At 70.1% G+C, this 22,494-nt stretch carries 18 protein-coding genes; 7 read left to right on the top strand and 11 right to left on the bottom strand.

Annotated features, from left to right (window positions below; genetic code table 11):
- Positions 1-5: 5 nt before the first annotated feature.
- Together ACZ42A_RS26940 and ACZ42A_RS26935 are read right to left on the bottom strand one after the other, a co-directional pair.
- Complete coding sequence (locus tag ACZ42A_RS26940; protein ID WP_468529834.1) at positions 6-1,010, bottom strand: lysylphosphatidylglycerol synthase domain-containing protein; 1,005 nt, start codon at positions 1,008-1,010, stop codon at positions 6-8.
- Entirely contained in the window at positions 1,007-2,005 is a 999-nt protein-coding gene (locus ACZ42A_RS26935) for a glycosyltransferase family 2 protein (RefSeq protein ID WP_468529833.1), read from the bottom strand. The genes ACZ42A_RS26940 and ACZ42A_RS26935 overlap by 4 nt, the downstream gene beginning before the upstream one ends.
- A 215-nt stretch (positions 2,006-2,220) precedes the next feature.
- Here ACZ42A_RS26935 and ACZ42A_RS26930 point away from each other — a divergent pair, with 215 nt between their 5' ends.
- Positions 2,221-3,297: an endonuclease/exonuclease/phosphatase family protein gene (locus tag ACZ42A_RS26930; protein ID WP_468529832.1), complete on the top strand. Its 1,077-nt coding sequence runs from the start codon at positions 2,221-2,223 to the stop codon at positions 3,295-3,297.
- 58 nt (positions 3,298-3,355) lie between these two features.
- On the opposite strand, the gene ACZ42A_RS26925 is transcribed toward ACZ42A_RS26930, so the two are convergent.
- The 3 genes from ACZ42A_RS26925 to ACZ42A_RS26915 all read right to left on the bottom strand — a co-directional run bounded on the left by ACZ42A_RS26925 (position 3,356) and on the right by ACZ42A_RS26915 (position 6,572).
- Complete coding sequence (locus tag ACZ42A_RS26925) at positions 3,356-4,294, bottom strand: aldo/keto reductase (protein ID WP_468529831.1); 939 nt, start codon at positions 4,292-4,294, stop codon at positions 3,356-3,358.
- A gap of 69 nt (positions 4,295-4,363) precedes the next feature.
- On the bottom strand, positions 4,364-5,776 hold the full coding sequence (locus ACZ42A_RS26920) for an MFS transporter (RefSeq protein WP_468529830.1): 1,413 nt from the start codon (positions 5,774-5,776) through the stop codon (positions 4,364-4,366).
- Positions 5,777-5,807: 31 nt separating this feature from the next.
- Entirely contained in the window at positions 5,808-6,572 is a 765-nt protein-coding gene (locus ACZ42A_RS26915; protein ID WP_468529829.1) for a GntR family transcriptional regulator, read from the bottom strand.
- Positions 6,573-6,961: 389 nt separating this feature from the next.
- Between ACZ42A_RS26915 and ACZ42A_RS26910 the strand changes: the two genes are divergently transcribed.
- The 4 genes from ACZ42A_RS26910 to ACZ42A_RS26895 all read left to right on the top strand — a co-directional run bounded on the left by ACZ42A_RS26910 (position 6,962) and on the right by ACZ42A_RS26895 (position 11,639).
- A complete protein-coding gene (locus ACZ42A_RS26910; protein WP_468529828.1) occupies positions 6,962-8,236 on the top strand; it encodes an extracellular solute-binding protein in 1,275 nt (424 codons plus the stop codon).
- Positions 8,237-8,319: 83 nt separating this feature from the next.
- The gene (locus tag ACZ42A_RS26905) at positions 8,320-9,315 is read left to right on the top strand and encodes a carbohydrate ABC transporter permease (protein ID WP_468529827.1); all 996 of its coding nucleotides are present in this window, start codon (positions 8,320-8,322) and stop codon (positions 9,313-9,315) included.
- Positions 9,312-10,142 (top strand): carbohydrate ABC transporter permease, encoded by an 831-nt coding sequence (locus ACZ42A_RS26900; RefSeq protein WP_468529826.1) that lies wholly within the window; start codon positions 9,312-9,314, stop codon positions 10,140-10,142. Before ACZ42A_RS26905 ends, ACZ42A_RS26900 begins: the two co-directional genes overlap by 4 nt.
- A gap of 6 nt (positions 10,143-10,148) precedes the next feature.
- Positions 10,149-11,639: a glycoside hydrolase family 3 protein gene (locus tag ACZ42A_RS26895; RefSeq protein ID WP_468529825.1), complete on the top strand. Its 1,491-nt coding sequence runs from the start codon at positions 10,149-10,151 to the stop codon at positions 11,637-11,639.
- A gap of 291 nt (positions 11,640-11,930) precedes the next feature.
- Here ACZ42A_RS26895 and ACZ42A_RS26890 read toward each other — a convergent pair whose 3' ends face one another.
- From ACZ42A_RS26890 to ACZ42A_RS26875, 4 genes are all read right to left on the bottom strand, one after another.
- Positions 11,931-13,136 (bottom strand): cytochrome P450, encoded by a 1,206-nt coding sequence (locus ACZ42A_RS26890; protein ID WP_468529824.1) that lies wholly within the window; start codon positions 13,134-13,136, stop codon positions 11,931-11,933.
- Between the two features lie 864 nt (positions 13,137-14,000).
- Positions 14,001-14,552 carry a S1 RNA-binding domain-containing protein gene (locus tag ACZ42A_RS26885; RefSeq protein ID WP_468529823.1) on the bottom strand — a complete coding sequence of 184 codons (552 nt, stop codon included), beginning with the start codon at positions 14,550-14,552 and terminating at the stop codon, positions 14,001-14,003.
- A 305-nt stretch (positions 14,553-14,857) separates the two neighbouring features.
- On the bottom strand, positions 14,858-16,006 hold the full coding sequence (locus ACZ42A_RS26880) for an MFS transporter (RefSeq protein ID WP_468529822.1): 1,149 nt from the start codon (positions 16,004-16,006) through the stop codon (positions 14,858-14,860).
- Positions 16,007-16,236: 230 nt separating this feature from the next.
- The gene (locus ACZ42A_RS26875) at positions 16,237-17,061 is read right to left on the bottom strand and encodes a PucR family transcriptional regulator (protein ID WP_468529821.1); all 825 of its coding nucleotides are present in this window, start codon (positions 17,059-17,061) and stop codon (positions 16,237-16,239) included.
- A gap of 265 nt (positions 17,062-17,326) precedes the next feature.
- On the opposite strand from ACZ42A_RS26875, the gene ACZ42A_RS26870 reads away from it, so the two are divergent.
- Both ACZ42A_RS26870 and ACZ42A_RS26865 read left to right on the top strand, forming a co-directional pair.
- Positions 17,327-18,550, top strand: a complete 1,224-nt coding sequence (locus tag ACZ42A_RS26870) for an IucA/IucC family C-terminal-domain containing protein (protein WP_468529820.1) — start codon at positions 17,327-17,329, stop codon at positions 18,548-18,550.
- Positions 18,547-19,719, top strand: coding sequence for an alanine racemase (locus ACZ42A_RS26865; RefSeq protein WP_468529819.1), 1,173 nt, complete (start codon positions 18,547-18,549; stop codon positions 19,717-19,719). The genes ACZ42A_RS26870 and ACZ42A_RS26865 overlap by 4 nt, the downstream gene beginning before the upstream one ends.
- A 502-nt stretch (positions 19,720-20,221) precedes the next feature.
- Here the strand turns inward: ACZ42A_RS26865 and mshA are convergent.
- Together mshA and fdhD are read right to left on the bottom strand one after the other, a co-directional pair.
- Entirely contained in the window at positions 20,222-21,565 is a 1,344-nt protein-coding gene (mshA, locus tag ACZ42A_RS26860; RefSeq protein ID WP_468529891.1) for a D-inositol-3-phosphate glycosyltransferase, read from the bottom strand.
- A 38-nt stretch (positions 21,566-21,603) separates the two neighbouring features.
- Positions 21,604-22,464: a formate dehydrogenase accessory sulfurtransferase FdhD gene (fdhD, locus tag ACZ42A_RS26855; protein WP_468529818.1), complete on the bottom strand. Its 861-nt coding sequence runs from the start codon at positions 22,462-22,464 to the stop codon at positions 21,604-21,606.
- Between the last annotated feature and the right edge of the window lie 30 nt (positions 22,465-22,494).

The following is a 22,494-nucleotide window of genomic DNA, read 5'->3' as shown; positions in this document are numbered from 1 at the left end:
TTCTCCTAACGGGCGTGCGGGCCGAGCGGTGCCGCGGAGTGCGCGGCGGTGGACGCGTCTGCGACAACGTCGGAAGACGGGGTGTGGGGCAGGGGGGTGGCGGCGGCCCGGCTCGTCGGCACGGCGGCGAAGCGTGCCCAGGTGAGCACGACGGCCGAGCTGCCCAGTTCGGCAAGGACACAGACGAGGCGGCTGGCCAGGGCCGCGGTGGCCGCGGCACCCGGGGTCAGGACGGTGGCGAGTGCGGCGGTGATGGTGAGTTCTCGCACCCCCCAGCCGTCCGGAATGATCAGGGCGAGGCTGCTGACGACGGTGGCGAGCGCGAAGGCGCCGACCGACGCGCCCAGCCCGGCCCACACCGGTGCGCCCAGCGCCAGCACGAGGAACCACAGGTGCAGCCCGGAGGCCAGCCAGGAGGCGACGGCCAGCAGGATGGCCCGTCGCACCGCGGGGTCCCCGGGCGGCTGCACGGGCCTGCGCAGCAGCCGGGCCAGGGCGGCGACCGGCCGGGTGGCGAGCGCGGGTCGCACCAGGCACAGCACGAACAGCAGGGCCGGGACCAGCAGCCACGGCCACCGACCGGGCAGCGCGACCGGTGCCGCGAGCAGGGCGACACCCGCTCCGGTGAGGATGGTCAGAGCCAGGCTCAGCACGTACGCCGACGTCATCTGCGCGGCCGGAATGCCGACGGCGCGCCCGTGCGCCACGTGGGTGAGCACGCCCCAGACGCGTCCGGGGAGGTACTTGCTGAGCTGACCGAGGAAGTACACCTTCGCCGCGTACAGGCCACGCATGCCGTGTTCGCCGGGGATCAGCACCCGCCAGGCGCGCACGGCGAGCATGAGTCCGGCGACGTTCGTGAGCACCGCGCCGGCCAGCAGCGGCAGCGCCTCGGGCCGGGCGAACTCGCGTGCGGCGGAGACGCCTCCCTGGCGTATGAGGAGGTAGACGCCGACAAGTGCGGCGAGCACGATCACCGGGGTGAGCAGTCGGCGCAGCCGGTCGATCATCGCGTCGCCTCCGTCCGCGCGGGTGTGCCGTGCCCGGCGCGTGTCCTGCCGCGCGGCCGCAGCGCGCCGAGCGCGGCACCGCAGAGCAGGGCGGCGTGAGTCGCCAGGTGGACGCCCACGAAGAACGGCAGGAACCGGGCACCCCGCCTCCGGGCGACGAACCGCAGCAGGCCGAAGTTGGCGGCGCAGAACGCGAGCAGGAGGGCCACGGGCAGCACGGGCAGCCACACGGCGAAGGGCAGTGAGACGCAGAGCGCGGCGGCCGAGGCCACCGAGGCGGGGCTGTTGGCCGTGAGGTTCGTGCGCCCGCCCCGGCGTGCCGATCGCAGGGCCGGGACCAGCAGCAGGGCCCGTCGGAACGTCTCGCCGAGCAGCGCGCCGAGCCGGTCCTCCTCGTCGTGCCGGGCCACGATCCGGTCGGTGAGCACGATCCTCCAGTGCGGCGCGAGCCGGTCGCTGAACTCCAGATCCTCCGAGTCGCGCAACCGCTCGTCGAAGCCGCCCAGTTGATCGAAGACCTCGCGGCGTACGGCGGCCTGCGCGAAGAACGCGGTCTCCACCTCGCCGACACCGCGCAGTCGCCACCAGTGGGCGTGCAGCACCTTGTAGTGCTCGACAGGTCCGTCGTCGAAGAGCGGCTCGGGCGCGATCACACCGTGCACGCATCCGCACTCGGGGTCGGCGTCCAGGATCTCCAGCGCGTTGGCCACCGAGTCCGGGCTGAGCGCCTCGTCGGAGTCCAGGAAGAAGAGGATGTCGCCGGTGGCGGCGGCGATGCCGGTGTTCCTGGCGGCGGAGACACCGCGGTTGGGTTCGTGCCGGATGAGCGTGCAGGGATATCCCCGGGCGATCCGCGCCGTGGCGTCGGTACTGCCGTCGTCCACCACGATCACCTCGTGAATCGGACAGGTCTGGGCGTACACCGAGTCCAGGCACGCTGCGAGGGTGCGGGCGGAGTTGTGGGCCGGGATCACCACCGACACGGAATGCGGCATGCCGCTCAGTTCAGTTGCGCTGCGTATCGGCCCCGTATCGATCGTGTATCGGGCAACGCTGGGTGGGTGGGATCCACCGTGCGCGCCCGGCCCCGTGGGTACGGCTGTTACTCTTCAGCCGCTCGTTCGCCGAAGATCCGCTCGGACGCACACTGGAGGGACGTGTGTCGGCTCCCTCGGAAACCATGGCGCCTTCCTCCACCTCTCCTTCCCCGGTGGCGGACAACGGGCGCCGCCGGACCATGGCGGGGAGGACTCTGGTCGCGCTGACCGCTCTGTGGGCGGTGTACTCACTGCTCAACTTCGCGCTCAGCGGGCGCTGGTGGCTGTGGCTGCTCCCCGATCTGGTCCCGCCGCTCTGCTTCCTCGCGGTGCCCCTCGTCCTGCTCGCCCTGGTGTGGCTTCCGGCCGCGCGGCCGGTGCGCCGACGGCTGGTTCCGGTCCTGGCGCTCCTGCTGATCACGGGGCTGAGCCGCTCCGGCGTCAACTGGAGTGCGCTGAACCCCGGTGAGGGTGTGGGGCCGGCGCCCCCGGGGGCGGTGCGGGTCGTCTCGTGGAACACCGAGTACTGGGACACCACCGACGACCCCGACCGGTTCTACCGCTATCTCCGGGCGAAGGACGCCGACGTCTACCTTCTGCAGGAGTACCTCGCGTGGGTGGACGAACAGCCCACGCCGATCGACGAACTGGCCCGGATCCGGCGTGAGTTCCCCGGGTACCACATCGCGGTGCTGGGCGAGCAGGTGACGCTCTCCCGCTTCCCCGTCGTCGCCCGCCCGGCCGTCGGTCCGGTCCGCCCCACGGACGCGGGGTCCTCATGGCGGGAGGTCTTCGAGCGGGGGAAGGTGCTGCGCACGGACATCGACGTGCACGGCCGGGTCATCTCGTTCTACAACGTGCACATCCCCGTCCAACTCGACATCCTGCGCAGTCCACTGACCGGTGGCTTCTACGACGAGGTCCAGCGGCGTGCCGTCGCGCGGCAGCGGCAGTACACGGCCCTGCTGCGGGACGTGGCCGCCAACCCCCGCCCCGTGTTCGTGGCAGGGGACTTCAACACGACACCGGCGATGGGCGACCTGGACGGGCTGCGCGACACGCTGCGGGACGCGCTGCCCGCCTCCGGCACGCTCGTGCCGCGCACGTGGAACTCCGCAGGGCTGGGACTGTGGCGGCTGGACTGGGCGTTCACGGACGACCGGCTGCGGGTGCACCGGTATGTCTTCGACGATCCGGCCGGTCTCTCGGACCACCAGGCGCAGGACCTGCTGGTGTCACCGGCCCCCTGAGCGGCGAGCGGCGCCCGGGCCTTCTCCGGCCGCCGCTCCCGTGGCTCGCGGAGGTCTGCTACCGGCCCGCCTCGTCCAGGCGGTGGCGCTGCTCCGCGCTCAGCGTGACGGCCAGGGCTGCCAGGGCCTCCTCGACCTGGGCGACCTTGCTCACGCCGACAATGGGCACGACCTGCGGGTCGTGGTCGAGCAGCCAGGCGAGTACGACCTGGTTGACGGTCACGTCCAGTTCGCCGGCCACCTCGCGCAGGGCCGCGAGCCGAGGAGGTGTGCCGGGGTGGTCGTAGGCGGCGGGGACGGCCACGTCCTCGCGGGTGTAGCCACCTGAGAGCAGAGGGCTGTAGGCCCACAGGCGCAGGCCGGGTTCGGACCTCACGTAGTCGAGCAGTTCGGGTGTGACGTGGACGTGCGCCGACGAGGGAAGGGGCAGGTCGAAGCGAGGCTGCAGATACGAGTAGCGGTACTGCAGATGCGTGTAGCGGGGCCGGTCGCCGGCGAGTGCGCGGGCGCGCTCGGTGCGCCATACGGCGTGGTTGCTGACGCCGAGTTCTCCGACCTTGCCCTCGTCGACGAGGTCGGCGAGGGCGTGCACGGTCTCGTCGAGCGGCACGGTCCGGTCCTCGATGTGGGCCCAGTACACGTCGACGTGATCGGTGCCCAGACGACGCAGGCTGTGTTCCAGCGCGGACCGCAGGGCCTTGGCCGAGAGGCCTTCGGCGGCCTCGAGTCCGCCCCCGGGGAACGCGGGACGTGCCCCTGCCTTGGTACCGATCCGCACGGCGTCTCGCGAGCCGCGGGACGCCAGCCACTTGCCGATGACGGCCTCGCTCTCGTCCCCGGTCGCGCCGTCCACCCAGAACGCGTAGTTGTTCGCGGTGTCGAGGATCTCTCCTCCCAACTCGGTGAACGTGTCGAGGATCTCGAACGAGGTCTTCTCGTCGACGGTGGTGCCGAAGGCCAAGGTGCCGAGCGCGATGGTCCGGTGCTGGTGTGACATCTGGAGTGGTTCCTCCGGGTTCGGGAGCCGGGCGTCCTCCCGTGTATACCGCCCGAACCCTCAATAGGTCTAGGCCAATTGGTCCGTCGAGGCCGCAGCCGTCGGCGCGGGGACCCCGACCCGGCGAGCGGCCGACGAGGCGAGAAGTGTGGCGGCCAGGGCCGCGGCACAGACGGCGGCGAAGGCGGCGCTGTCGGAGCCGGCGGCCGTGTGCAGCGCGTTGAACAGGGCGCCGCACACCCCGATGAGCAGCACGCTGCACAGACTGTCGGCGACCTGCAGGGCGGCGGTGTTGGCGCCTTGCCGTCCGGGCGGTGACTGGTCGAGGGTGAGCACGCCGACGCTCGGCAGCAGCAGGCCCATGCCGAAGGCCGCCACGGTGAAGCCCACCGGGGCCGTGGCAGCGGGCGCCGCGCGCAGCACTCCGGCAAGGGTCAGCGCGGCCCCCGCGCTGTGGATCAAGGCCCCCGTCAGGATGACACGCTCACGTCGCGGGGACAGGTGCGGCCTGCCCTGCAGCCAGGAGGCGCCGGCCCAGGCGAGCGCCGCGCAGGTGAGGGAGTACCCCGCGGCCGTGGGCGACCAGCCGCGTTCGTTGACCAGCAGCAGCGGCACGTACGACTCGATCGCGAAGTAGGCGCCGGCGGCCAGCCCGCGCACCAGCACCAGGGCCGGTATGCCGGGCCGCGCACGCAGCGTTCCGGCGGGCAGGAGCCCGCGCAGACCCGCCGCGACGGCCAGGAGCCCGACCCCGGCGAGCACGGCGGTGCGCGGGGAGGCCTGGGAACCGGCGTACTGCAGCAGGCCCGCCCCGAACGCGACGGTGACCGCGGGGCCGACACGGGTGGCGGGTTCCTCCGTCGCCGTCCCGTCGTGCGGCAGGGCGGCGAGCGGGCGCCGGAGCAGGGCCGTCGCGCCCAGCGTGAACACGGCGATGCCGTGGAACACCCAGCGCCACGACAGGTGTTCGGTGACGGCGCCGGCGATCGCCGGGCCCACCATGGAGGGCAGGATCCAGCAGGCCGTGACCACGGAGAACATGCGCGGGCGCAGCGCGGCCGGATAGCCGCGCCCGACCATGACGTACAGGGCGACGGTCACCGCCCCACCGCCCGCACCCTGCAGCAGGCGGCCGGCCAGGAACGGCATGATGGAGGGCGCCGCCCCGGCGAGCACCGAACCGCCGACGAAGCAGAGGCAACCCGCGTTGAGCGGCGCTGCCGGTCCCCTCCGGTCCGCCCAGCCGCCGCCGACCACTGTGCCGGCGAGACTGGCACTGAGGTACCCGCCGAAGGCGATGGCGTAGAGCGGCAGGGCGTCCAGTTCCTGAACCGCGATGGGCATCGCGGTTCCCAGGGCCAGTCCGGCGAAGGCCACCAGGAAGAAGGTGGCGGCGATCGCGAGTGTGCGGGGTCGGTGTGGGCCGGACAGCAGTCCGGGCACACCGGGTTCGGCCCCGGAGCCGTCGGATGGAAGCGGCATGGAGCTCCTTGCGTGGAGGGACCGGCGGCCGTCAGCTCACAGGCCGGGTCAGAGTGGCCACGAACTTGTATCGGGAGCCGCGGTAGACCGAGCGCACCCACTCCACGGGTCTGCCGCCCGTGTCCCGCGAGTGGCGGGAGAGCAGCAGCATGGGCAGGCCGACATCCGCGCCGAGCAGCTCTGCCTCCCTCGGTGTGGCCAGGGACGTCTCGATCGTCTCCTCGGCCTCCGCCAGGCGCACGCCGTACCGCTCGGCGAGGGCGGTGTAGAGGGAGGTGTACTTGGCCAGGTCCATACGCAGCCCGGGGAACCGCTGCGCGGACAGGTGCGTGGACTCGATCGCCATCGGCTCCCCGCTCGCCAGGCGCAGCCGTTCGACGCGCAGGACGCGGTCACCGGTCCGAAGGCCGAGCAGGCCGGCCAGTTCCTCGTCCGCGGAGACGTAACCGATGTCCAGGATCCGCGAGGCGGGTTCGAGGCCCTGGGCCTCCATGTCCTCGGTGTAGGACGTCAAGTGCAGTGTCCGGTACACCTTTGGCCGGGCCACGAACGTGCCCTTGCCCTGGACACGGTCCAGCCGTCCCTCGCTGACGAGCTCCTGCAGGGCCTTCCGGAGGGTGGTACGTGACGTCCGGAACTCGACGGCGAGCAGGCGTTCGGCCGGCATGGGCGAGCCGGGCGCCCGGCCTCCGATGATCTCCAGCAGCCGCTGCTTGATGCGGTAGTGCTTCGGGACCCGCTTGCTTCGCTCTGGCGGCTTTCCCCCGTCCTGGTCGCTGCTGACATCGATGCTCATGTTCCGCCTTCGACTCCGGTGCCCGATGCAGCCCACAGTCAGCGGCCGCAGCTCGCTCGCACGGCCGAGGTATCGGGCGCCGTACGCTCGGCGATTCCGTTATAGCGGCGGGTTCCGCCTTTGGTCTAGTCCAAGTCTCACGCAGCGACCATCCGGGCATACGCCACCTCCGACGGTCCCGCGGCGAGGACAGAAAGGACTTCTCGGCGCGCCACGGTACGGCGGCGCCATGTTTTCCGACAGCCCTTGACAGCCTCATAGGTCTAGGCCAAGCTCGCCCCTGCTGGTCTACACCATTCGTGGCCAGGTCCCCAGCCCGCCGGGCAGCAGCGCCGTGCGAAGGACGCCACCGAGGGCGTGGGTGAGAAGCAATTCTGAGGAGGGGTGGCGTGAAGCGCAGGCTGACAGCCGCGATCGGCATCGCGGGCATGGTGTTCTCCGTTGCGGCATGTGGCGGCAGCGGCGACAACGGCGGGGGTTCCGGGCCCGAGGGCTTCAAGGGCCAGACGCTGGTCGTCTGGACGATGGACGGTTCGGCACCGGAGGAATGGACCAAGGACGTTCAGGCCGCCTTCGAGCAGAAGACCGGCGCCAAGGTCGAGTTCGAGACGCAGAAGTGGGACGGCATCCAGCAGAAGGTCACGACTGCGCTGTCCGAGTCCAACCCGCCGGACGTCATCGAGATCGGCAACACCCAGACGCCGGCGTACGCGGCCACCGGCGGCCTCGCCGAGCTGGACGACCTCAAGAAGGAGATCGGGGCCGACTGGACACCGACGCTCAACGAGTCCTCCGTCTACGAGGGCAAGCAGTACGGCGCTCCGTGGTACTTCGCCAACCGGATCGTCATCTACAACAAGAAGGTCTGGGCTGAGGCCGGCATCAAGGACACCCCGAAGACCCGGGACGAGTTCTTCGAGAACCTCGAGACCATCGACAAGAAGACCGACGCCGAGCCGATCTACATGCCCGGTCAGAACTGGTACTTCTTCGTCGGCCTCCTCGTCGGCCAGAACGCCGAACTGGTGAAGAAGGCGGGCGACAAGTACGTCTCCAACCTCGACGACCCGAAGGTCGGCGCCGCGATGGAGATCTACAAGAAGTACGCCTCCTACTCCCAGGCCCCCAAGGACAAGGACGAGGCCACGCCGCAGCAGGCCGAGGTGTTCGCCAAGGGCAAGACCGGCGCGTTCATCGGCATGGGCTGGGAGGCGGCCACCGCCGTCAAGGCCAACCCGGCGATCGAGAAGGACCTCGGCTACTTCACCATCCCCAGCGACACGGCCGGCAAGCCAGAAGGCGTCTTCCTCGGCGGCTCCAACCTCGCTGTCGCCGCCGGCAGCGAGAAGCAGGAGCTGGCGAAGGAGTTCCTCAAGATCGCCCTTTCGGACAAGTTCGAGGGTCAGCTGGCCAAGGCCAACGGCGTCGTGCCCAACAAGGAGTCCCTGCAGACCGTCCTCAAGGGCAACAAGGTCGCCGAGGCCGCGGCCCCGGCCGCCTCGGTGGGCGGCACCACGCCCCTGATTCCCGCGTGGGCCGCGGTGGAGAACACGCCGAATCCGATCAAGAGGTATATGACCTCGGTGCTCTCCGGCAAGTCCCCGGCGGTCGCCGCCAAGGAAGTCGAAGGCGAGATCAACAAGCGTCTGGCGCAGGAGAACTGACGAATCGCGCCGGGGGCACCGCGCACGCTCTGCCCCCGGCGCCGACGTGCTGAATCGTACGGCCACGAAAGAGACGTCAAGCCATGCCAGTGCAGACCCAAGGCACGGACACCGCTGGGGGTGCCAGTGCCCACAAGACCGAGGCTCTTTCGCCTCACCGGGAAGGGAAACGCAGATCCCCGACCGCACACGGCCGGCAGGCCGCCCCCTACCTCCTCCTGCTGCCGGCGCTGCTCGCCACCCTGATCCTGCTCGGCGGGCCCTTGGTGAAGAACGGACTGCTGTCCTTCCAGAACCTCCACGCGCGCCAGCTCATCCAGCACCTCACGGAGTGGAACGGGGTCGACAACTACCGTGAGGTGCTCAGCAGCCCGGACTTCTGGCGCGTCGTCAAGCGGACGGTGCTGTTCACAGCGGCCAACGTGGCGCTGATCATGGGGCTGGGCACGCTGATCGGCCTGCTTCTCGCCCGGCTCGGCGCCAGGATGCGGCTGCTGCTCATGCTGGGGCTGGTGCTCGCCTGGGCCATGCCCGTCGTCGCGGCCACCACCATCTACCAGTGGCTGTTCGCGCAGCGCTTCGGGGTCGTCAACTGGGTGCTGGACAAACTCGGCTGGCACTCCATGGCCGACTACAACTGGCTGGGGTCGCAGTTCTCGACCTTCTCCGTCATCACCCTGCTGATCGTCTGGCAGTCCATCCCGTTCGTGGCGCTCAACCTCTACGCCGCCACGACGACCATTCCGAAGGAACTCTACGAAGCCGCCTCCCTCGACGGCGCCGGTGCCTGGAAGAGCTTCACCTCGGTGACCTTCCCGTTCCTACGGCCCTTCCTCTACGCCACGACGTTCCTGGAAATCATCTGGGTCTTCAAGGCGTTCCCGCAGATCTTCGCCCTGAACGAGGGCGGCCCCGACCGACTCACCGAGACGCTGCCCATCTACGCGTTCGTCGAAGGGGTGGGCAACCAGCATTTCGGCATGGGCGCCGCGATCTCCTTCCTGACCATCCTGGTCCTGCTGGTCATCACCTCGTACTACCTGCGCACCGTGCTCAAGCAGGAGGAGGACAAGCTGTGAAGCGCTCCGTCTTCGGCCGACTCTGGCTCAACGCGACGGCTGTCATCCTCTTCGTGGGCTTCGCGTTTCCCGTCTACTGGATGTTCGCCACGGCCCTGAAGCCGACAGGTGACATCATCGCCGAGGACCCGGTCTGGGTCCCCACGAACGTCACCTTCACGCACTTCGACCGGGCGATACACGCGGACCACTTCTGGACACTGGTGCGCAACTCCGTCACCGTGACCGCGCTCGCGGTGCTGCTGTCGCTCGCCATCGCCCTCTTCGCGTCGTTCGCCCTGGCCCGGATGCGCTTCGCCGGCCGCGGTGCTTTCGCCGTCACGTTCATGCTGGCGCAGATGGCGCCGTGGGAGGTGATGGTGATCGCCAACTACATGCTGGTACGCGACAGCGACATGCTCGACAGCCTCGTGCCGCTCACCGTCTTCTACATGATGATGGTGCTCCCGTTCACCATTCTCACGCTACGTGGCTACGTCGCCGCGGTGCCGAGGGAACTCGAGGAATCCGCGATGGTCGACGGATGCACCCGCGTTCAGGCCTTCCGCAAAGTGATCTTCCCGCTGCTCGCACCCGGTCTGATGGCCACGTCGCTGTTCGGGTTCATCACCGCCTGGAACGAGTATCCCCTGGTCCTCATCCTCAACAAGAGCATCGAGCAGCAGACTCTCCCGCTGTGGATCTCGCAGTTCCGCACCGCGTTCGGCGATGACTGGGGCGCCACGATGGCCGCCTCCTCCCTGTTCGCGCTCCCCATCCTGGTCCTCTTCGTCTTCCTGCAGCGCAAGGCTGTCAGTGGCCTCACCGACGGCGCTGTGAAGGGATAACTCCGCATGACGACATCCACCAGCAGCACCGACACCCTGACCCGCGACGCACTCGCCGTGCTGCAGCCGGGTTTCGCGGGGACCACCGCTCCCGACTGGGTTCGCCGCCGCATCGGCGAAGGGCTGGCCTCGATCGCCCTGTTCGGCCGCAACGTGGCCACGGCCGAACAGGTCACGGCCCTCACCACTCGGTTGCGGGCCGAGCAGGAGAACCTCCTCGTGGCCATCGACGAGGAGAGCGGTGACGTGACGCGCCTGGAGGTGCGAACCGGTTCCTCGTTCCCCGGCAACCACGCGCTGGGCGCCGTCGACGACACCGGCCTGACGCACGGCGTAGCGCGTGAGCTGGGCCGCCGTCTCGCGGCGTGCGGCATCAACTTCAACTGGGCGCCGTCGGCCGACGTCAACGCCAATCCGCTGAATCCCGTTATCGGCGTGCGGTCCTTCGGTGCCGACACGGCACTCGTCGCGCGGCACACCGCCGCCTATGTCAGCGGTCTGCAGTCCGTGGGGGTCGCGGCGTGCACCAAGCACTTTCCCGGCCACGGCGACACCAGCGTCGACTCCCATCACTCGGTGCCCCGCATCGATGTCGACGCGGACACGCTGGCCGAGCGTGAACTGGTGCCCTTCCGAGCGGCGATCGCGGCCGGTACCCAGGCGGTGATGAGCGCGCACATCCTGGTGCCGGCCCTCGACCCGGAGTACCCGGCGACTCTCTCCCGGCGCATTCTGACCGGCCTGCTGCGTGATGAACTCGGCTACCAGGGGCTGATCGTCACGGACGGTATGGAGATGCAGGCCATCTCCGGCACCTACGGCCTCGAGCGAGGAGTCGTCCTGGCGGTCGCGGCCGGTGCCGACGCCATTTGTGTTGGCGGTGGCCTCTGCGACGAAGGCACCGTGCTGAGCCTGCGGGACGCTCTCGTCACCGCCGTCCGATCCGGTGAGCTGCCGGAGGAACGGCTGGCCGACGCCGCGTCCCGGGTACGAGCCCTGGCCCAGTGGACCGCCGGGATGGCGCGGAAGGCGGACCCGGGCGGCCCGCTCGAGACCGAGATCGGCCTCGCCGCGGCACGCCGTGCGGTCACCGTCACTCCCGGGCCGAGCGCGGCGCCGGTGACCGAGCCGGTGTTCGTGGCCACGTTCCAGCCGGTCGCCAATATCGCCGTCGGAGATGAGACGCCGTGGGGTGTGGGCACCGAACTGGAACGCCTGATGCCCGGCACCACGAGCGGCGTCTTCTCCGGCGCCGACGCGGGCAAGGCCGCGCTCGCCGCGGCGGCGGGCCGACGCGTCGTCGCCGTGGTCCGTGACGAACACCGGCACAGCTGGATGAGCGCCGCCCTCGACACCCTGCTCACCGCTCGCCCCGACACCGTTGTGGTGGAGATGGGGGTCGCTCAGTCCACGCCCCGCGGCGCGCTGTACCTCGCCACCCACGGCGCGGCCCGCGTCTGCGCGATCGCGGCGGCGGAGCGAATCGTCGCCGGCTGATCCGGACGGTGGGGTCGTGGGATGACGGCCGGGCTCCTGACGGTCGTCATCCCACGACGTGAGGGCGAGGTAGGCGGTGGGTCAGGCGGTGGCGCAGTGCTGCCTCGAGGGCGGCTGTCCGGCCCGTCCCGGCCGGTGTGGTGCGGTGCGGTGCGCGCGGTCCCGAACGGCGGGCCGCGGGCCGCGGCCCTCTGGCGTCGCGTTGTTGATGGCAGCCTTGTCGGCAGTCGTCCGAGCCCTATGCGTGGCCTTCGGACACACGGACCCTACGCGCATCCGGGGTCGTCGCGGTCACCAGGTGACGGGCAGCGCGAGCGGATAGCGCCAGATCGACGTCTTGTTCCAGCTCACTTCCTCGGCCGGCTTCGCCAGTTTCAGGTCGGGGAAGCGCTCCAGAAGGGTTCCGAGCGCGACTTGGAGTTCCGTGGTGGCGAGCGGAGCACCGAGACAGTGATGTCCACCCCAGCCGAAGGTCATGTGAGGCGGACCGGAGCGATGCAGATCCAGCTCGTCGGCCCGGTCGAACTTCCGTTCGTCACGGTTGGCCGTCAGATAGGAGACGTGCACGATGTCCCCTGCCTTGATTGTCACCCCGCTCAGTTCCACGTCCTCCAGGGCGACGCGGGGAATGCCGACGCCTTTGCGGAAGGGGATGAAGCGCAGCAGTTCCTCGATGGCCTGCGGGAGCATCGCAGGATCGGCGCGCAGCATGGCCAGCTCTTTGGGGCGGGTGAGCAGGACGTAGGCGATGTTCCCGATCTCGTAGGTGGTGGTGTCTTGTCCGGTGATGAGCAGGACCATGGCCATGACGGCCAGTTCCTGGTCGTTGAGAATCTCGTCTCCGTCGCGAGCCGTGGCCAGTGCGCTGATCAGGTCGTCGCCTGGGTTCTCGCGCCGGCGCGCGGTCAACGTCTGGAAGTAGGCGCGGAGATCGGCCTTGGCCCGTACGGCGTCGTCCCGGTTGTCGACGCCGGTGTCCATCATGGTGCGTGCATGCGCGCGTAGTTGGGCCCGATCGGTCTCGGGGATGTCGAGGACCTCGCAGATGGTGGCGAGGGGCAGAGGATCGGCCAGGTGCTCCATGAGGTCTGCGGGAGAACCGTGCTCCGCCATCCGGTCGAGCAGTTCGTTCACGACGTGCTGGGTGCGGGCCCGCATGCGCTCCATGTGACGAGGCGCGAATCCTTTGGAGATCAGGCTGCGCAGGCGGCTGCTGGCCGGTGGGTCCATCAGGTTGATCGCCTCGTCCTGAACGATGGGTTCAGGGGTCATGCGCGGGAAGTTCCGGCCGATGATGGCGCGGCGGCTGAAACGCCGGTCTGTAGTCACCGTGCGCACGTCGTCGTAACCGGTGACGAGCCATGCTTCCCCCTCGCCGTGGGGCAGCCGGATGCGGGAGACGGGCTCCTCGGTCATCAAGTGCTGGAGCACGGGGTCGAACTCGAGGGCCTCGGCATAGTCGAACGGACAGTTTCGCGGAATGGCGACTGGTTCCATGCGTGGCTCCCGATGGGATCTGATCGGCGGTCCAAAGTGTCCGGGACGTGACATGGGTGCCCGATCACCCGCAAAGGCACACACCATTCCGGCCATTCGGCCTAACAACGGCTGACACAATGATTCGAGTCGTGACCGGTGGACGCCCAGGCCGCAGCCGTGGTCGGTGCCGCGCCGCGCGATGACGGGCACCAGGCCCCGGGCCCGGAACTGCTTTGCGGCGGCAGTCGTGGTCGTAGCCACTGTCGGCGTAGAGCGCCACCGCCCGGCGGCGGGGGCGGCCACCCGCGGACCAGCGGGACGGCGTCCAGCAGCGGCAGCACATGAAGGTCCGGACAAGTCCTACTAACTCGTCGATACCACCAAGTAGACACATGCGAGAATCGCCGCTGCGCAGATAACCGCCACGGCGATCAGCGCACAGCCGAGCACTCCGAAAGCCCCGACGATCGCTGCCCAGCCGAACCGCGTCGCTCGTTCGGCCCGCTGGACTGCTTCACGATAGTCACCGTCGTCGTACCAGTCCCCGTCAGCCATGATCACCCCTGCGGGACTCTACAGCCCTCGCCTCCCGCACCACCTCCACCAGCCGGGCCGCGAGGCTGGGCCATGGCGTTTCGGTCTCGTGTTCCGCCGCTTCGTCCCCCTCTTGGCACCGGGGCCGGAGGCGGATCGGTACGGGCGCCAGCCGCGTGGATATGCGCCCGCACGATCGTGAAGTCCACCGCGATATCCCAGTCGATTTAACCCGCCGCGTCGGCCGTGGCCTGTACCGGTTGTACTCCGCGTCCGTCAGATCGCCCCGCCCCATGCCCGCACCAGCGACCCGAGCACGCAGCGGTCACATGACCGCCCGGACACGTCCTAGGCGACGCCTTCAGGTGCCAGGACAACACGGGCCCGTTCCAGGTCGACGGCGACTATCCGCACCGATATGTCCTGGCCCTCGCGGACACTTTCCGCAATGGCCGTGACCGGCTCGGTGAGCGGAACGAACCCTTCGACGCAGTCGGCGATGCGCACGAAGAATCCGATCGGCGCGATCTTCGTGACACGTCCGGTGACAGCCTGACCGACACGCTCCACGAACTGAGAGAGCAGGTCCTCGTGCTCAACCCATTCGCGGAGCATGACGCCCACCTGGTGATTGTGTTCGGCATGCCAGACCACCTCACCGGTGACGAACTGTCCCACGGTGGGCAGTTCCATGCACCTGGGCATCCTGTCGACTCTGGCCAAGCCAACGGCTTCAGGGTGGCCGTCAATGGAGAGGAAGGCGCCGAAGGGCTGTCTGCCGATAACCTCACCGGCGATCGAGGCACCGACAGGCAGAGAGTGAACCGTCTCCAGCCAGGCCGCGGCAGCACCGGCTGCTTGGAACCTGCCGTTTTCGGAAGGCCAGGAGTACTCGCTCATGCGCTGATCATGGCATGCAAAAGCTCCTCCCGAACGTGTTCCGAGGCGCTGTCCATGATCGGCCGGACACCTCCGGGTACCCCGGTGGCTGCATCACTGGGCGTTCGACGTCCGGGTACCGCCCGCCTGTGGGTGCCATGCAGGAGCCAACACCGCTCGACTCCACCTTCCCCCCGGGCAGGCGCTGCCGCAGTAGGGCGCCTGCCCGGAGCGGGACGTCAGATGGAGTCGAGGTCGCGGTACCTGGACTCCACCTTCCCCCCGGCAGGCGCTGCCGCAGTACGGCGCCTGCCCGGAGCGGGACGTCAGATGGAGTCGAGGTCGCGGTCCTTGCTCTCGGGCAGGGCCAGGGCGCACAGCAGGGAGAGCAGGGCCATGCCGCTCATGAACCAGCCGCCCACGGAGGCGCTGTAGTTCTCCGCCAGTGCCGTGACGATGAGCGGGGCCGCGGCGCCGCCGAGCACGCCGCCGAGGTTGTAGGAGAAACCGGCGCCGGAGTAGCGCATCCGGGTGCCGAACAGCTCGGGCATGTAGGCGCCCGCGGGGCCGTAGATGACGCCCATGCACAGCAGGGCACCGCTCAGCGCGACGGCGATGAGGACGTAGTTGCCGGTGTCGAGCAGCGGGAACAGCACCGCGCCCCAGACGACGCCGAAGGCCGCGCCGCCGATGATGAGCCTGCGCCGGCCCAGCCGGTCCGACCAGCGCGCGACGACGTAGGCGGACACGCCCAGGACCGTGATCATCCCGGCGCCGAGCAGTAGCTCCCTGGGGTGCTTGCGGAACGCTTCTGCCGGCGGTGCCTTGGCGGTCTCCCGCTGGCTGGTGGCCTTGGCGAAGGCCGGTGTCTCGGCGATCTTGAGGCGGATGGCCAGGCCTACGGCGACGAGGGCGAAGGAGATCAGGAACGGTATCCGCCAGCCCCAGCTCTCGAAGGCGTCGTCGTCCAGCACCGAGGACATCAGCAGGAAGGTGAGAGTGGCGGCGAAGTAGCCCACGGGAGACCCCATTTGGGGCGCCGCCGCGTACAGGCCGCGCTTCTCCCTCGGCGCGTGTTCCACCGCGAGCAGCGCTGCGCCGCCCCACTCGCCGCCGAGGCCGAGGCCCTGGATCAGGCGCAGCAGCACCAGCAGGATCGGCGCCGCGACGCCGAGGGTGTCGTAGCCGGGCAGGAGTCCGATCGGGCCGGTGGACAGACCCATCATCAGCAGGGAGACGACCAGGACCGCCTTGCGGCCCACGCGGTCGCCGTAGTGGCCGAAGATCGCGGCACCCAGCGGGCGGGCCGCGGATCCGACCGCGAAGGTGGACAGGGTCGCCAGCGTGCCGGCGGTCTCGGAGAGTTCGGGGAAAGAGGCCTCGTTGAGGACGAGTGCGGCCGCGGTTCCGTAGATGTAGTAGTCGTAGAACTCGATGGCCGTGCCGATGAAGCTGGCCGTGGTGATCCGGCGCATGCCGGTCGGGGGTACGGCGGGGGCGGCGCCGGACTGGGCGGGGCCGGGGGGGTGCGGCTGAAGGCATGGCTGACCTCCGGAAGGAGCGGTGAGGGACAGGGACGCCGTCGCAGAACGCGAACAGGATGTGAACGTAAGCCGACGGATGTCTCCCGCCCCTTGGCCGCCCGGACAGCTCTCGGGCGCGCGATGTGTCCGCTACGACAGACTCCGCGCCGCTCCTGCCGTGCTCAGGCCCCCGGGAAGGCCGCCGCGTCCGGCTCCCTCAGGTCCAGGCGGAGCTGGAGCATGGCCGCCAGCCGGTGCTCGGGGTCGTCGAGGTCGAGGCCGGCCAGCGCCACGGCCCTGCGGATGCGGTAGCGCAGGGTGTTGGGGTGCACGTTGAGCTGCTTGGCCACCGCCCCGACGTCACCGAAGCCGTCGAGGTAGAGCAGCAGCGACCGGGCCAGCTCGGTGCCCTGGGCGCGGTCGCGGTCGGCGAGGGCGGCCACCGCGGGGAAGCGGAGCCGCGGCGCCTGGTCGAGCAGTTCCAGGGTGTCCCGGACGAGCAGGGCGGGGGCGAGCCGGGCGTGCGTGTCCACGGCCACTTCGGGGGTACGGCTGAGCAGTTGCAGCGCGCGATGGCCGCGCAGCTTGACGGCCGGGATGTCGGCGAGACGTTCGGCGCGACCGGCGACGACCGCCTGGACCTGCGTACCGGTCAGCCGGCGCAATGTGGTCACCAACTCCTCGGCCCAGCGCACGAGAGGCGCCTCCTCGGCGGGCGTCGGCAGAATGGCGTAGAGCTGACCGCAGGCGTGGACGACGAGGGTGTTGTCGCGATGGACGGCGGCATGCACGGACATCACGCCCGCGGCCTCGGCGCGCCGTGCGTCCGCCCCTACGGCGGTGGCGGCGCCGGTGCCCTGCTCGCGCAGGTCCACGGCGACCACGTCCGCCCCGGCCGCCGGGTCGATGCCCAGGTGGGCGGCGGCACCCTCCGACGCAGTTGCGTGACGGGTGCGCCGATCGATCTTGTCAACGTTCGATCCGGCCGCGTGCCGCCGACGCGGCATCCGTGACGCCGTAGCTCTGCGTTCCGGCCGCGCGCGGCCGCGGCGGACGGCCTCGACACCGGGACGCTGGGCCGGCCAGGCGACGGCAGGCCGGAGGTCTCCTGGCCGGCAGCGAGCGCTCCGGGGACGCGTTGGTGGGCCCGGCCGCCTCACTGTGCCGCTCCCGGACCACCGGCCGCCTCCGTCACCCGGCCGGAAGCATCCGAACAGGTGGTTTCGTGCGCTGTGAGAAGAATCCGTTCCGAAGGTTGGTAAACAGGTCCGCATGCGGCTTCACGATGCGTCCCACCCCCTGAGCTGCTGGCAGTACGCCGAGCGGTATCTCGGCGGCGGCACGCGCACGTACAGCAAGTACGCCGGGGTCATGGACATCTCTGCCGAGTGCCATCCGCAGCTGGGCGCGGTCTCGTTCAAGGTTCCCAGTTTCTGGGTTCCGGACGGGCAGGCGGGACTGCTCACGAACGGCATCGTCTCGGAACTGCCCGACCTCTACAGGGACGGCGACCGCTTCCTCATCCCCGTACACCCGGACGCGCTGGAGGCCGGGACGCTGGTGGGCCTGGAAGAGCTGCTGCGGTGCGAACCGGGTCCGTGGCTGGAAGTGGTGCCCGCGGCCAATGCGCGCACGGTGTTCGTGGAGACGGTGGGCGGCACACCGGTGACACCTCATCTGCTGAAGTTGCACTATCCGCGCAGGCTCTCGCGGTTCACCCGTCGGCTGCGCAAGCCGATGATCGAGCTCGAGCTGTGGGTGGCCGACGAACTGGCCTCCGCGGGGGTGCCGTTCCTGGCCGAGGTGTGCGGCGGCTTCTTCGGTTCGGGCAGCGAGGCCTGGGGGTTCGTGGTGCGCGAGGTGCCCCCGCAGGAGGACTCGCGTGGTGTCTGCACGGTGCCGCTGTTCGCTCTGTACGGCAAGGATGTCCGGGCACCGGAAGACCCGTCTCTGCTCGAGCAGTTGGTGAACGCGAGTGGAGAGCGGGCCGATGCGTTCATCGCCGACCGGATCGTGTCACCGATGATCAGGTTCTGGGTGCGGTGCGTGCTGGCCACCGGTTGCGTACCGGAGCCGCACGGCCAGAACATGCTCATCTCCTTCACCCGCGACGGCCGGCACCTGGAGGTGCTCTACCGGGACTGCGGCATCTACGTCGATCCGGCCATGCGAGACCGCAACGGGCTGACCCGCCCCCTGCCGCCCGTGAACGTCGTCTCCCGCGACGTGCCCGGCCCCGCGGCCCAGGTGTTCAGCCTGACCTATGACAGTTTCATGGGGCACCATGCGTTGGACTACCTGGCCGAACTGGCCCGGGTGCGGCTCGGTACCGATCCACGGGCGCTGTACGAGGCGGCCCGGGCGACGTTCGCCGCGGCCACGGGTGACCTCGGGAGCAAACTGCTGCCGGACACCGTCTTCTACTACGACGACTCCCCTGCCGATGACGGGGCATGGCGGCTGGTCGACACCGGGCGGCAACCACGGTGGCGGTGAGCGTGATCCCCGCCGGCGTCGAGGCCGCCATCCGGAGGCTGGGGCGTACGGCGCTCCCCGTGTGCGCTTATGTCTACGACCGGAGTGTGATGCGCGCCCGGGTTGCGGCGCTGCGGGCGGCGCTGCCGGGTGGCACCAGGCTGTACTACGCGATCAAGGCCAACGGGCACCCAGAGCTGCTCGCCGCACTCGCTCCGGTTGTCGACGGCTTCGAAGTGGCCTCCGGAGGCGAGCTCCGCCTGGCGCTCGCGGCCAGGCCCGAACCGTTGCCGGTCATGTTCGCGGGGCCGGCCAAGACCGATACAGACCTCGCCGCCGCCATCCGGCACGACGTCACCGTCCACGCGGAGAGCCCACAGGAGCTTCGGCGCCTGTCCCTGCTCGCCGCCCGGGCCGACACCACCGTCCAGGTGGGACTGCGTGTCAACCGGCTGGACGGGGTTCCCGGGAGCGTCACCCACAGGATGACGGGTGAACCCACGCAGTTCGGCATCGAGGCCGCCCAGTTGGACGAGGCAGTCCGGCTGGCCCTGCGTCTGCCGGCCATCCGGCTGCTCGGTCTGCACCTGCACGCGATGTCGAACAACCTCGACGCCACCGCACACGCCGCCTACATCACTTCCTGCCTCGAATGGGCCGAGCAGACCAGCAGGCGGCTCGGCCTGGAACTGTCCTACGTCAACGTCGGCGGCGGCTTCGGCGTCGACTACCAGGGCGAGCGCGGCTTCGACATCTCCCGGCTGACCGGCGTCCAGGGACCGAAGGGCCCGCGTCTGGTGGTGGAGCCCGGTCGTTGGATCGCCGCACCGGCCGGCTGGTACGCCACCCAGGTGCTCGACATCAAACAGACCCACGGCCGCTGGTTCGCCGTGGTCCGCGGTGGGACGCACCACTTCAGGCTCCCCGCGTCCTGGGGCTACAGCCATCCGTTCTCCGTGCTGCCCACGGAGCACTGGCCCTACGCGTTCCCACGCCCCGAGATCCGGGACACCACCGTCGATGTGGCCGGCGAGTTGTGCACGCCACGCGACATCCTCGCTCGCGACGCCCCCGTCCAGCGGCTGCGCGTCGGTGACGTTCTGGTCTTCGCCAACACCGGGGCGTACGGGTGGGAAGTGGCGCACCGTGACTTCCTGGCCCATCCCCACCCCGAGCGCGTAGTGCTCTGAGAGGCCCTGTCGAAGCCCTCACCGGGGCCCTGGCCCCACCTACATGGTGGACGCGCGCACTCCCACGCCCAGAACTATGGTGTCCCACCACATACGCCTCTGACGTCGAGTGGTACGACAACTCATCTGATCAGAGCTAGGACCTGCAGCTTTCCATGATCCTGGCCGCCGAAGTCAGCACGGAATCAGCACCGGATCGGGAGCGTGCTGACTCGCTGCAGGGCGACCGCCTTGGCGCCACGCACCGTTGAGCCTGACGTCGACCGCAGACGGCTGCACAGCGTTGCGAACCTGGCTGTACTCGTCCTACTGGCGCATCCGAGCGAACCTGCATGTCTGCAGGCGGTCCTGACGCGCCGCGATTCTCTCCTGGCCCAGCACGCCGCGCTCACGCGCTGGCCCTGGCTCCATCGGCGCGCAGACGCATATCGCAGGATCGAGCTTGAAGGCCCGAGGAGATCGTCTCCAAGGGCCATATACACGATGCCCTGCGAGGGGAGAGTCACGAGATGCGATGGAGCCCGCGCTCGTGCAGGACCGCGGCGTACACATCCGCCGTCGTCGCCGCGGCCGTGTCCCAGCCGAAGGAGCGGGCGTGCCGGGCCGCGGCCTCGCCCATCCGGGTGGAGCGTCCGGGCTCGTCGGCGAAGCCGGACAGCGCCTCCGCGTAGTCCACCGGATCGTGCCCCGGTACAAGAGCGCCACTCACCCCGTCCTTCACCACCACTGGCAGGCCACCGACTTCGGCAGCGATCACCGGGGTGCCGCACGCCTGCGCCTCGACGGCCACCAAACCGAAGGACTCGCTGTAGGAGGGCATGACCAGGACGGACGCCCCCCGGTACCAGTCGGCGAGCTCGTCCTGACCGACCGGCGGCCGGAACAGCACCACGTCGGAGATGCCGAGACAGGCCGCCAGCTTCTGCAGTCCTTCCGGCCTGGCCAGGCCGCTGCCGCTGGGCCCGCCCACGACCGGCACCACGATCCGCTCGCGCAGCCGCGGCCGCTGCTCCAGCAGGCGGGCCACGGCGCGCAGCAGGACGTCCGGGGCCTTCAGCGGTTGTATGCGGCCCACGAACAGGGGGATCAGCGCGTCCTGCGGCAGGCCGAGGCGGGACCGGGCCGCGGCCCGGCCGGCCGCGACACCGGAGGCGCCGACGCGGAAGCGCTCCAGGTTGACACCGGGGTGGACGACGGCGACCCGGCCCGTGTCGGCGTCGTAGTGGCGGAGGAGTTCCTCAGCCTCCTTCTCGGTGTTCGCTATCAACCGGTCGGCGGCCCGTACGACTTGAGTCTCGCCGAGAACGCGGGCCGCCGGCTCGGGGGTGTCGCCCTCGGCGAGGGAGGCGTTCTTGACCTTGGCCATGGTGTGCATGGCGTGCACGAGTGGGACGCCCCAGCGCTGGGCGGCGAGGCGGCCGACGTGGCCGGAGAGCCAGTAGTGGGAGTGGACCAGGTCGTAGTGGCCGGAGTGGTGGTCGGCCCAGGCGCGGGTCACGCCGTGCGTGAAGGCGCACAGGTGGGCGGGGAGGTCCTCCTTGGCCAGACCCTCGTAGGGCCCGGCATCCACGTGCCGTACCAGGACGCCGGGGGCGAGCTCGACGACGGGCGGGAGCGCGGCGGAGGTCGCCCGCGTGAAGATGTCGACTTCGATACCGGTGACGGCAAGTCGCTTGGCGAGCTCGACGATGTAGACGTTCATCCCCCCGGCGTCGCCGGTGCCGGGCTGGTGCAGGGGTGAGGTGTGGACGCTGAGCATGGCGACGCGGCGGGGGCGGCTGTGGGCGCCGGGTGGCCGCGATCGGGGCGGGCCGACAAGGGCGCTGCTGTGGGCGGGGCTGGGGATACTGCTGTGGAGCCCTTCGAAATCGGTCACGGACCCGCTCACCTGGCCGGCCCTCCGTCCGGGGCCCCGGCAGACAGGTCGAGGCGCTGCTCGCCCGCGTACACGTTCATCGAGCCGCCGCGCAGGAAGCCGACAAGAGTGAGCCCGGTCTCCGTCGCCAGGTCCACCGCGAGGGAGGACGGCGCCGAGACCGCCGCCAGCACGGGGATGCCCGCCATGACCGCCTTCTGCGCCAGCTCGAAGGACGCCCGCCCGGACACCAGCAGAATGGTCCGGGACAACGGCAGTCGGCCGGACTGGAGCGCGCGGCCGATCAGCTTGTCGACGGCGTTGTGCCGGCCGACGTCCTCGCGCAGGTCCAGCAGTTCGCCCTCGGGCGAGAACAGTCCGGCGGCGTGCAGTCCGCCGGTGCGGTCGAACACCCTCTGCGCGGCCCGCAGTCGGTCAGGCAGGGCAGCCAGCAGCCCGGGGGTGACCCGGACGGGGGGCATGTCGGCGATCGGCCACCGCGTCGTGGTCCGTACGGCGTCCAAGCTGGCCTTGCCGCACAGGCCGCACGACGACGTGGTGTACACGTTCCGTTCGAGCGTGATGTCGGGCAGCGGCACGCCGGGGGCGAGCTGCACATCGACCACGTTGTAGGTGTTCGAGCCGTCGTCCGTGGCGCCCGCGCAGTACACGATGTTCGCCACGTCCTCGGCCCTGCCCACGACGCCCTCGCTCACCAGGAAGCCGGCGGCGAGCGCGAAGTCGTCCCCGGGGGTGCGCATGGTGATGGCCAGCGGCTTGCCGCCCAGCCGGATCTCCAGTGGCTCCTCCGCCACCAGCGTGTCCGGGCGCGTGCTCACCGCACCGTCCCGCACCCGGACCACACGCCGTCGCTCAGTGACCCGTCCCATGGCCTCACTCCTGGTTCTGTCTGTGGACGT

The sequence above is a fragment of the Streptomyces sp. NPDC030838 genome, assembly GCF_055572035.1.
This window is presented reverse-complemented; position numbering and strand designations above follow the sequence as displayed.